This window comes from uncultured Marinobacter sp. (assembly GCF_913055835.1).
Classification (GTDB): Bacteria; Pseudomonadota; Gammaproteobacteria; order Pseudomonadales; family Oleiphilaceae; genus Marinobacter.
Map to the genome: position 1 here is coordinate 25,035 of NZ_CAJXKQ010000040.1, position 7,891 is coordinate 32,925.

Genomic DNA, 7,891 nt, shown 5'->3' on the forward strand with positions numbered 1-7,891 from the left:
CGGTCTGATCTCCTGCCATTACTTCGCAGCAGGCTTTTTCGTTGCGGTTTCCTTTGGAACCGAGACAACGACGCTGTCTGACAGGCGATCCGTAACCGAAAGGCCATTGATCGGATAGAATAGCGCGACAATAGCCGGGATGCTCACAAACAGGGTGGCTCCTCCGAAATAGTAACTGCCCAGTAGCGTCAGGAAGATCACCGCTGCCGCCGTTACATAGCGCCTGAGTGCCTTGGTCCAGCTCACCGACGTGCCATCAATATTTTCAATGCGGATCCGCCACACCTGCATCCCCAGGGTCTGGCCGATGCGGGTCCAGAAATAGCCGAAGAACAGGTAAAGAACCAGAAACAGGGTGAACGTAAGCCCGGGGTCTCCAGAGAGCTGGCCTGCCTCGGCCATTTGCTCGTAGCGGTCCCAGCCGGTAACCCAGCCAGCCACCATGGTGTATGCCCAGGTAGCGACAAGCAGTACGGCAATGCTGATCAAACCGTCGTAGATAATGGCAAGGGCACGTTTGAGGGCGGTGGCTGGTGGGAATAGTTCCTCGGCGTCATGGAAGCGTCGGGGCATGGAATCTCCTGTGATGTTTCACGTTTTTCCTGTTCTCGGCGTGTGCTAGAGTAGCGGATTTGCACACGCATGTAAGTATTCGTATTCAATCGCGGACCGGGCGGCATTTCCGCCGGGTTTCTGGAAAGGTATCAAAGGGCTATGAAAACCGCAGAGTTGCGACAGGCATTCCTCGATTATTTCAAGCAGCAAGGTCACACCATTGTTCCAAGTAGTTCGCTGGTACCTGCGGACGACCCCACATTGTTGTTTACGAATGCGGGAATGAACCAGTTCAAGGACCTGTTTCTTGGCCGCGAAGAGCGTGACTACACCCGGGCAACCTCCTCCCAGAAATGTGTCCGCGCTGGCGGTAAGCACAACGATCTTGAAAACGTCGGTTACACCGCCCGTCACCACACCTTCTTCGAGATGCTGGGCAACTTCAGTTTCGGCGACTACTTCAAGCGGGAAGCGATCAACTACGCCTGGACCTTTCTTACCGGCGAGAACTGGCTGAACCTGCCCCAGGAAAAACTCTGGGTAACCGTTTATGCCGAAGATGACGAAGCTTTCGATATCTGGAACAAGGAAATCGGCGTGCCGGCCGACCGTATCGTCCGCATTGGCGATAACAAAGGCGGCCGTTACGCCTCTGACAACTTCTGGCAGATGGGTGACACCGGTCCCTGCGGTCCCTGTACTGAGATCTTCTACGATCACGGGCCGGACGTTGCTGGCGGTCCTCCCGGATCGCCGGAAGAGGACGGTGATCGTTACATCGAGATCTGGAACGTGGTGTTCATGCAGTACAATCGCACCGCCGACGGTGAGATGCTGAAACTGCCCAAGCCATCTGTCGACACCGGCATGGGGCTCGAGCGAATCACCGCTGTTTTGCAGGGTGTGCACAGCAACTATGAGATTGATCTTTTCCAGGATCTGTTGGCAGCCGCCTCTCAGGTTCTGGGCGGTGCCGCGACCACGGAAGCGTCCCTGCGCGTTGTCGCCGATCACATCCGCTCCTGCGCTTTCCTGATCGCCGACGGCGTGATGCCCTCCAACGAAGGCCGCGGTTTCGTGCTGCGCCGGATCATTCGCCGCGCGGCTCGTCATGGCAACAAGCTGGGTGCCACCGAACCATTCTTCTACAAGCTCACCGGCGCTTTGTGCGAGCTCATGGGCGAAGCCTTCCCGCAGCTGGTTAGCAGCCGCAAGCAGATTGAAAAGGTGTTGCTGCAGGAAGAAGAGCAGTTTGCCAAGACGCTGGACAAGGGCTTGCGTCTGCTTGAGCAGGACATTGCCGAACTCAAGGGCACCGAGATTCCGGGCGAGACCATCTTCACGCTTTACGACACCTATGGTTTCCCGGTTGACCTGACCAACGACATTGCCCGCGAACGAGGCCTGACGCTGGATTACGAAGGGTATGAAAAGGCCATGGAAGGTCAGCGCGAGCGCGCCCGTGCAGCCAGCAAGTTCGGTATCGACTACAACGCCGCCGGCTTGCAGCTGGAAGGTAAGACCGAGTTTACCGGTTACGAACATATCGATGGCCACGAGAAAATCCGTGCAGTCATCGTCAACGGCGAGGAAAAGACCGCAGAAGCCGGTGACGAGGCCGTTGTGGTGCTTGAACGCACGCCGTTCTATGCCGAGTCCGGTGGCCAGGTCGGCGATACCGGCCTGCTGACATGGAGCGGTGGCCGGTTCAAGGTAACGGATACGCGTAAGGAAGGTGATAACCACCTGCACCTGGGCACCCTGATCGAGGGTGAACTGTTCCCGGGGCTGGAAGTCGATGCGCGGATTGATCACGCCCGCCGTGAGCGCACCAAGCGTAACCACTCCGCCACCCACTTGCTGCATGCGGCCTTGCGCAAGGTGTTGGGTGAACACGTGACCCAGAAGGGTTCGCTGGTGGATCCGGACAAACTGCGTTTCGATTTCTCTCACTTCGAGGCCGTTACTCCGGAACAGCTCCGTGAGATCGAGCGCCAGGTTAATGAGCAGATTCTGGAAAACAGCCCGGTGCAGACCGAGATTACCGACATGGAAAAGGCCCAGGAGAAGGGCGCCATGGCATTGTTCGGGGAAAAATACGGGGATGTTGTCCGGGTGCTCAGCATGGGTACCGATAACTATTCTGTAGAGCTCTGCGGCGGTACCCATGTTTCGCGCACCGGCGATATCGGGCTTTTCCGTATCACTTCTGAAAGTGGCATTTCATCCGGCGTGCGCCGCATCGAGGCGGTTACGGGTATGGGCGCGCTGGACTGGATAGACGGCACCGAGCGTACCCTTCGCGAGGCGGCCCGCCTGGTGAAAGGCTCTCGCGAGTCGGTCATTGAAAAGGTTCAGCAGACGATTGACCGCAATCGTCAGCTTGAGAAGGAAGTGGATGCCCTGAAGGCAAAACTTGCTTCCTCGGCTGGCACCGATCTGGCCAGCACGGCCGTTGACGTGGCCGGGCTCAAGGTAGTGGCTTCGGAACTGGAAGGCGCTGACCGCAAGGCCCTGATGGAAACGGCCGATCAGTTGAAGAACAAGCTGGGCGAGGGTGTTGTGGTTCTTGCCAGCGTGGAAGATGGCAAGGTAACTCTGGTTGCCGGTGTCACCAAGTCCGCCACAGGGCGGATCAAAGCGGGCGATCTGATGAAACATCTCGCCGCCCAGGTCGACGGCAAGGGCGGGGGTCGGCCCGATATGGCTCAGGGCGGGGGCAACGATCCGTCCAAGCTTGAGGAAGCGCTGGCAGGTGTCGCCGGTTGGGTCGAGAAAAATATCGCTTAAGCAACTGTTTTTGTGTGCGGGCCGGGGTTTATAATCCCGCCCGTTTCTTCTAATTGGCGGAGCAATGCTCCGCTGTGAGTCCCCGTTTCGGATATTGGGAAAATAATGGCTCTGTTGGTTCAGAAATTTGGTGGCACGTCGGTTGGAACAACCGAACGCATTGAAGCGGTGGCCGATAAGGTCTGCCGTTTTCGGAAGGAAGGTCATGATGTTGTTGTGGTGGTTTCCGCCATGAGCGGTGAAACCAACCGGCTGATCGCCCTGGCGAACGACATCATGGAGGAGCCGACACCGCGTGAGATGGACGTGCTGGTGTCTACCGGTGAGCAGGTAACCATCGCGCTCCTGTCCATGGCGTTGCAGAAGCGCGGCTGTGAAGCGCGTTCCTACACCGGCTCACAGGTGCGAATCCTGACTGACAGCAGCCACACCAAGGCGCGGATCAAACAGATTGATGAGCAGCGCATGCGTGAAGATCTGGATGCGGGCCGTGTGGTGGTGGTTGCCGGATTCCAGGGCATCGACGAAAGTGGAAACATCACCACTCTCGGGCGGGGTGGTTCCGACACCACGGCGGTGGCTCTTGCAGCAGCGCTCAGAGCAGATGAATGCCAGATCTATACTGACGTGGACGGGGTCTATACAACCGACCCAAGGGTGGTCGACAGCGCGCGCAGGCTTGAACGGATCACGTTCGAGGAAATGCTCGAGATGGCCAGCCTGGGCTCAAAGGTGCTCCAGATCCGCTCGGTAGAATTTGCAGGTAAATACAACGTTCCATTAAGGGTTCTTTCCAGCTTCCAGGAAGGTGAAGGCACCCTGATTACTCTTGAGGATGAAAACGCCATGGAACAACCGGTTGTTTCCGGCATCGCTTTTAACCGTGATGAAGCCAAACTGACCATTGCGGGAGTACCAGATACTCCGGGCAGCGCGTTGCGTATTCTGAAACCGGTGAGCGACGCCAATATTGAAGTGGATATGATCGTACAGAACGTGGGCGAGGATAACCGCACTGCCTTTACGTTCACCGTCCATCGCAATGATTTCAAACGTGCAAAGGAAGTACTTCAGCGCGTTGCGGATGAACTCGGAGCCCGTGAAGTGGCTGGCGACAGCAAGATTGCCAAGGTCAGTATCGTAGGGGTTGGTATGCGCTCCCACGCCGGCGTTGCAACCCAGATGTTTGAGGCGCTGTCTAACGAAGGCATCAATATCCAGATGATCTCCACATCAGAAATCAAGATTTCCGTGGTGATCGATGAGAAATACCTTGAGCTTGCGGTTCGTGCGCTTCACAGTGCATTTGAACTGGACAAGCCCGCGGTATCGGACGAGGCCTGAAAACCGCAGATAAAAGGTCGGTCTGCGGGGCCTCCGAAAAAAGGGCATCATATACTGAGCCTATGACAAACCTGAACCGTATAAGGGAATGTGCGTCTACAGATCAGTAAGTGATCCCACTATAAAAGCAATAAATAGATCAAAAAACCATTTATCGGAACAGGTAGCTCTGGATAGGGAGTAAGGGATATGTTGATTTTGACTCGCCGCGTGGGCGAAACGCTGATGGTCGGCGACGATATAACCGTCACCGTCCTGGGAGTAAAGGGCAATCAGGTGCGCATTGGCGTGAACGCCCCGAAAGAAGTCGCGGTACACCGTGAAGAAATCTACCAGCGTATTCAGTCGGAAAAAGGCTCTGAAGAGCCGGAGCCCGGCAACAGCTGAGAGACAGAAAGCCGTTCATGGGAAACCTGAACGGCTTTTTTGATGGTGGGTTGAAACGAGCCTGAAAAATCTCGTGTCAACCCTATGAAAACAGAAAAATTATGGTAGTATACGCCCCGTTCTCAAGGAGAGGTGGGTGAGTGGCTGAAACCAGTTCCCTGCTAAGGAACCGTACGAGCAATCGTACCGAGGGTTCGAATCCCTCCCTCTCCGCCATTTTCCTTCCAGGAAAGGCGAGACAGGTTGAGGTAGCATTCAACCACAGCAAGTGATCAATGTGCGGCTGTAGCTCAGCTGGATAGAGTACCTGGCTACGAACCAGGCGGTCGGAGGTTCGAATCCTCCCAGCCGCGCCATATTAAAGTCAAAGCGCCTCAGTTTGTGTACCCCACAGGCTGAGGCGTTTTGCTATACAAAATAAAAAACCCCGCCTTGTGCGGGGTTTTTTATTGTCTTTACCACATCAAATCGTCGGGGATTTCATACCCTGCATACGGGTCGTCTTCGCCTGCGTCATCCTGTTTACGATCATGCATTGAGATGATCGCGCTCTCATCGCGCTCCATAATCTTGCGGGCCACCCTGTCCGGGACGATCTCATAGTGGTCACCCAGCGCCACAATGGCCAGACGGCCGCGAGAGAGTTGGTCCACCATCTGGTCGTTCACCAGAATCTTCTTGATCTTCTTGCCGTCGACAAACTGGTAGGAGGTTTCGCCGCGGCTCCGGTCCAGGCGATTGGTTTCAATCAGCTGCCGAATCTGTGCCTGAATCGCCTTTTTCTCAGCCTCTTTCTTGCGCTCGAGGTTGAGCTGCCGATCCCGCTCGGCCTTTTCCTGGCGAGCCTTGCGGGCGCGCTCTTCGGCTTCGTTTACAGTCGTGGCGCCTTTGGGCTGTTGCTTTCTCTGTTTTCGTTTTTCATTTCGTACTTCCCGGGCTTTCTTTTCGTCGGCCAGCCCGGCCTTTAATAACTGTTCCTGCAGTGAGGCCATCAGCGACTCCGTGAATTCATGATAAACTGGTGCAATCAAACGTTAAGTATACGCCGTCAGCATTCTCTCAATAACCCATCACAACCCACCCCACGGATTTTTCTATGTCATCTTTTAAAGCGCTTGGTCTTTCCGCGGCCATGCAGGCCAATCTTGATCAATTGGGTTACCAGCAACCTACGCCGGTTCAGGCAGAGGCGGTTCCGCTTGCGTTGGCGGGCAAGGACGTGATTGCCATGGCGCAAACCGGCAGCGGCAAGACAGCGGCGTTCGGGATACCGATTATCGAGACCATCGATCCGCGACGCTTCCAGGTTCAGAGTCTTGTTCTTTGTCCCACCCGGGAACTGGCGGATCAAGTGGCCAAAGCGTTGCGAGAGTTGGCACGGGCCAAAGATAACGTGAAGGTGCTGACGTTGTGTGGTGGTGTGCCTATCGGCCCCCAGATCGGGTCGCTCAGCCATGGTGCTCATATCGTCGTGGGCACACCTGGCCGGGTAGATGACCACCTGCGCAAAGGTACGCTTTCGCTGGATGGCTTGAAAGTGCTGGTGCTGGACGAGGCGGACCGTATGCTGGATATGGGGTTCGAGGAGGTGGTCACCAGCATCGTCTCCCAAGCCCCCGGTGGCAGGCAGACGCTGCTGTTCTCCGCCACCTGGCCGCCGGCCATCAGAAAGCTGAGTGAGCAATTCCAGAGCAAGCCGGAAGACGTGCGGGTGGAATCAAAAGCGGCCACCATCACCATTGAAGAATCCTTTTACGAAATCCAGCCGGACCAGCGGGCGGCGGCCGTGGCAGCACTGCTTTCCCGTTTTCAGCCGGTGTCGTCTCTGGTGTTCTGTACCACCAAGCGGGACTGTGATGAGCTGTCGGATGAACTGGGTCGTCTCGGCTTTTCGGCGTTGTCGCTACACGGCGATCTGGACCAGCGTGAACGGGACAGCGCTCTGGTTCGATTTGCCAACCAGAGTTGTACGGTTCTGGTGGCTACCGATGTGGCGGCAAGGGGGCTCGACATCAAAGGGCTACCACTGGTCATCAATGCCGAGCCTGCGCGGGATCCCGAGGTACACACCCATCGGGTGGGCCGTACCGGCCGGGCAGGCGAGCAGGGGCATGCGGTTACTCTTTGCACTCCGCGCCAGGGCCACAAGATTACGCGCCTGGAAGCGGAGCGGGGCGAGCCGGTGTTGTGGGGCGATACCGAAGCGTTGCTGGCGGAGGCGTTGCGCCCGGTTATGCCGGCCATGAAAACGCTGTGCCTGGCTGGCGGCCGCAAAGACAAGGTGCGCCCTGGCGACGTGATGGGAGCTCTCACCGGCGAGGCCGGTATTCCCGGCGCTGCCGTTGGCAAAATCGACCTGTTCGATTTTCAGTGCTTCGTGGCGGTTGAATCCCGATGGGCGTCCCAGGCGCTGGCGCGGCTGGAGAAAGGCAAGGTGAAAGGCCGGAAATTCCGGGTTAGATATGCATGATTAGAGCTGGGTGAGATTGTCTCAGCAGCTGTCATTTCAGGCCGGGACGCTCGGAAAGTCCCTATAGAAACGCGTGCTTCAGGTTGCTCCTGGTCATTGAAAACGGTAAATTACGCAGGATTTTGCCTCCCGAATTGTTCCGCCGGGCCATTAGACTTTAGTTTTAGTGGTGGTTTGTCGGGCAGTACGGGGAAATCAACAAACCAATACAGGTAGCTGTTCGATATGAATGACCTGATGTCACAAGCCGTAGACTTGATGATTGCCGGCATGGGCTTCGTGTTCGTGTTCCTGATTATTCTGGTATTCGCGACCGGCCTGATGTCCAAAATCATCCTGCGGTTT

The 7,891-nt window shown here is 56.5% G+C and carries 7 protein-coding genes and 2 tRNA genes; 7 read left to right on the forward strand and 2 right to left on the reverse strand.

Annotated features, from left to right (window positions below):
* Window positions 1-18: 18 nt before the first annotated feature.
* Window positions 19-573 (reverse strand): RDD family protein, encoded by a 555-nt coding sequence (locus QZ534_RS16960; RefSeq protein ID WP_296936148.1) that lies wholly within the window; start codon window positions 571-573, stop codon window positions 19-21.
* Between the two features lie 141 nt (window positions 574-714).
* Between QZ534_RS16960 and alaS the strand changes: the two genes are divergently transcribed.
* From alaS to QZ534_RS16985, 5 genes are all read left to right on the forward strand, one after another.
* Window positions 715-3,345, forward strand: coding sequence for an alanine--tRNA ligase (gene alaS, locus QZ534_RS16965; protein ID WP_296936150.1), 2,631 nt, complete (start codon window positions 715-717; stop codon window positions 3,343-3,345).
* A gap of 105 nt (window positions 3,346-3,450) precedes the next feature.
* On the forward strand, window positions 3,451-4,689 hold the full coding sequence (locus QZ534_RS16970; RefSeq protein ID WP_296936151.1) for an aspartate kinase: 1,239 nt from the start codon (window positions 3,451-3,453) through the stop codon (window positions 4,687-4,689).
* 189 nt (window positions 4,690-4,878) lie between these two features.
* On the forward strand, window positions 4,879-5,076 hold the full coding sequence (gene csrA, locus QZ534_RS16975) for a carbon storage regulator CsrA (protein ID WP_008172808.1): 198 nt from the start codon (window positions 4,879-4,881) through the stop codon (window positions 5,074-5,076).
* Window positions 5,077-5,202: 126 nt separating this feature from the next.
* Window positions 5,203-5,292 (forward strand) — tRNA-Ser (locus QZ534_RS16980).
* A 63-nt stretch (window positions 5,293-5,355) separates the two neighbouring features.
* Window positions 5,356-5,432: transfer RNA gene (locus QZ534_RS16985), tRNA-Arg, on the forward strand.
* 99 nt (window positions 5,433-5,531) lie between these two features.
* On the opposite strand, the gene QZ534_RS16990 is transcribed toward QZ534_RS16985, so the two are convergent.
* A complete protein-coding gene (locus QZ534_RS16990; RefSeq protein WP_022991727.1) occupies window positions 5,532-6,068 on the reverse strand; it encodes a DUF2058 domain-containing protein in 537 nt (178 codons plus the stop codon).
* 104 nt (window positions 6,069-6,172) lie between these two features.
* On the opposite strand from QZ534_RS16990, the gene dbpA reads away from it, so the two are divergent.
* Both dbpA and QZ534_RS17000 read left to right on the forward strand, forming a co-directional pair.
* Window positions 6,173-7,546 carry an ATP-dependent RNA helicase DbpA gene (gene dbpA / locus QZ534_RS16995; protein ID WP_296936157.1) on the forward strand — a complete coding sequence of 458 codons (1,374 nt, stop codon included), beginning with the start codon at window positions 6,173-6,175 and terminating at the stop codon, window positions 7,544-7,546.
* Between the two features lie 225 nt (window positions 7,547-7,771).
* A partial coding sequence (locus QZ534_RS17000; RefSeq protein WP_366935828.1) for an OadG family transporter subunit occupies window positions 7,772-7,891 on the forward strand: 120 nt, incomplete at its 3' end.

Coding starts and splice junctions, on each gene's coding strand:
- QZ534_RS16960 (WP_296936148.1), bottom strand. CDS start 573: ATGCCCCGACGCTTCCATGACGCCGAGGAACTATTCCCACCAGCCACC.
- QZ534_RS16990 (WP_022991727.1), bottom strand. CDS start 6,068: ATGGCCTCACTGCAGGAACAGTTATTAAAGGCCGGGCTGGCCGACGAA.
- dbpA (WP_296936157.1), top strand. CDS start 6,173: ATGTCATCTTTTAAAGCGCTTGGTCTTTCCGCGGCCATGCAGGCCAAT.
- alaS (WP_296936150.1), top strand. CDS start 715: ATGAAAACCGCAGAGTTGCGACAGGCATTCCTCGATTATTTCAAGCAG.
- csrA (WP_008172808.1), top strand. CDS start 4,879: ATGTTGATTTTGACTCGCCGCGTGGGCGAAACGCTGATGGTCGGCGAC.
- QZ534_RS16970 (WP_296936151.1), top strand. CDS start 3,451: ATGGCTCTGTTGGTTCAGAAATTTGGTGGCACGTCGGTTGGAACAACC.